Annotated in this window: 3 protein-coding genes; all 3 read right to left on the minus strand. The window is 69.8% G+C overall.

The annotated features are described in order from the left end of the window. Nucleotides 1-845: adenosylhomocysteinase (locus AC07B0_RS40285; protein WP_478900596.1), on the minus strand; the 845-nt coding region annotated here is incomplete at its 3' end. Continuing rightward, nucleotides 823-1,728: a methylenetetrahydrofolate reductase [NAD(P)H] gene (gene metF, locus AC07B0_RS40290; RefSeq protein WP_467300561.1), complete on the minus strand. Its 906-nt coding sequence runs from the start codon at nucleotides 1,726-1,728 to the stop codon at nucleotides 823-825. The genes metF and AC07B0_RS40285, both read right to left, overlap by 23 nt. Next, the coding region (locus tag AC07B0_RS40295) for a vitamin B12 dependent-methionine synthase activation domain-containing protein (protein WP_478900597.1) at nucleotides 1,725-2,729 on the minus strand (1,005 nt) is incomplete at its 5' end. The genes metF and AC07B0_RS40295, both read right to left, overlap by 4 nt.

Consider the following 2,729-nt stretch of genomic DNA (forward strand, 5'->3'; position numbering starts at 1 on the left):
GCGCCCTGGCCGCGCAGCGACTCCGCACAGCCCTTGCCGACGTCGCCGTAGCCGAACACGACGGCGACCTTGCCGCCGATCAGGACGTCGGTGGCACGGTTGATGCCGTCGATCAACGAGTGCCGGCAGCCGTACTTGTTGTCGAACTTCGACTTCGTCACGGCGTCGTTCACGTTGATCGCCGGGAAGAGCAGGGCACCCGCCTGGTGCATCTCGTACAGCCGGTGCACACCCGTGGTGGTCTCCTCCGTCACACCCCGGATCTCCGACGCCAGCGCGGACCAGTCCAGCTCCGTGCGGGCCAGCAGGTCCAGGACCAGCGCCATCTCCTCGTTCTCCGCCGTCGACGGATCCGGAACCGCCCCCGCCTTCTGGAACTCCACCCCCTTGTGGACCAGCAGCGTCGCGTCACCACCGTCATCGAGGATCATGTTCGGACCGGCATGCCCCGGCCAGGTCAGCGCCTGCTCCGTGCACCACCAGTACTCCTCCAGCGTCTCGCCCTTCCACGCGAACACCGGGATCCCCGCCGCCGCGACCGCCGCCGCCGCATGGTCCTGCGTCGAGTAGATGTTGCACGACACCCACCGCACCCGCGCCCCCAGCGCGACCAGCGTCTCGATCAGCACCGCCGTCTGCACCGTCATGTGCAGGGAACCCGTGATCCGCGCACCCGCCAGCGGCTGCGCCCCGGCGTACTCGCGGCGGATCGACATCAGACCCGGCATCTCGTGCTCGGCCAGCGTGATCTCCTTCCGCCCGAACGCGGCGAGGGAAAGGTCCGCGACCTTGAAATCGGTGAAGTCCGTGGACCCCGTGACATCAGTGGTGGGCTGCGAGGACATGCTGTGCACTCCTTGATTCAAGTACGTTGCGGTGGATCTCAAGCGTCGCGGTGGAGCGGTTGAGAGTGATGTAGTGCAGTCCGGGTGCCCCCTCGGCCAGGAGCCGCTCCGCCATGGCGGTGGCGTACTCCACACCGATGCGGTGCCCGTCGGCGGGACGGTCGCGCGCGGCGTCGAGGCGGTGCGCCAGGTCCTCGGGGAACGCGGCGTTGCTCAGTTCGGCGAAGCGGCGGATCTGGCGCACGTCGGTGGCCGGCATGATCTCCGGGATGACCGGGGTGTCACAGCCGGCGGCGACGACACGGTCCCGCAGCCGCAGGTAGTCGTCGACGTCGAAGAACATCTGCGTGACGGCGTAGTCGGCACCGGCCCGGCACTTGGCCACGAAGTGGCGGATGTCGCTCTCCCAGTCCGGTGAGCGCGGGTGCCGCTCCGGGAACGCGGCGACGCCCACGCTGAAGGCTCCGGAGGCCCGGACCAGCGAGACCAGCTCGTGGGCGTGCAGCAGGCCGTCGGGATGGGGGATCCACGGGGCGTTCGGATCGCCCGGCGGGTCTCCGCGCAGGGCCAGCACGTCGCGCACGCCCACGTCGGCGTACTGGCCGATGATGTGGCGCAGTTCGGCGACGGAATGGCCGACGGCCGTCAGGTGGGCGACCGGCCTCAGGGTGGTCTCGGCGGCGATCCGCTTGGTCACTTCGACCGTACGGTCGCGGGAGGAGCCGCCGGCTCCGTAGGTGACCGAGACGAAGGCCGGTGCGAGCGGTTCGATCCGGCGGACCGCGTCCCACAGGACCCGTTCTCCGGCATCGGTCTTCGGCGGGAAGAATTCAAAGGAGAAGGAGGGCTCGCCGCTCCGCAGGATGTCGCGCAGTGTGCTCATGTACGGCCTCCGGCGTTGAAGTAGCTGGCCTCGGGGTGGTGCAGGACGATGGCGTCGGTGGACTGTTCGGGGTGGAGCTGGAACTCCTCCGAGAGGTGGACGCCGATGCGCTCCGGCCGGAGGAGGTCGGCGATCTTCGCGCGGTCCTCCAGGTCGGGGCAGGCCGGGTAGCCGAGGGAGTACCGGCAGCCCTGGTACTCGGTACGGAACATGCCGTCGACGGAGGCCGGGTCGGACGCGGAGATCCCCAGGTCGGCGCGGACGCGGGCGTGCCAGTACTCGGCGAGTGCCTCGGCGAGCTGGACGGAGAGGCCGTGCAGCTCCATGTATTCGCGGTAGGCGTTCGACTGGAACAGCTTGGCGGTGGCCTCGCCGATCTTCGAGCCGACGGTGACGACCTGGAGGCCGACGACGTCGGTCTCCCCCGAGTCGTCCGAGCGGAAGAAGTCCGAGAGGCACAGGTACCGGCCGCGGCCCTGGCGGGGGAAGGTGAAGCGGGTCCGCTCCGAGCCGTTCTCGTCGAGGATGATCAGGTCGTCTCCCTTGGAGACGCAGGGGAAGTAGCCGTGGACGACGGCGGCTTCGAGGAGGTTCTCGGTGTGCAGCTTGTCGAGGAGGCCGCGCAGCCGGGGCCGGCCCTCGCTCTCCAGGAGCTCCTCGTACGTCGGGCCGCCGCGTGCCGCCTTCAGCCCCCACTGGCCCTTGAACAGCGCGTTCTCGTCGAGCCAGGAGGCGTAGTCCTTGAGCGGGATGCCCTTGACCACGCGGGTGCCCCAGAACGGCGGGGTGGGGACGGGGTTGTCCGCGGCGACGTCGGAGCGGGTCACGCGCTCGCTCTCGTCGGGCTGCGGCTCGGAGACGACCGCGGCGGCCTTGACCCGGCGTTGCTTGAGTTCGGGCAGGGTGGCGCCCGGGACGCCGCGCTTGACCGCGATCAGGGCGTCCATCAGCCGCAGGCCTTCGAACGCGTCGCGGGCGTAGCGGACTTCGCCCTCGTAGAT

Source organism: Streptomyces sp. NPDC044704, from assembly GCF_056433525.1.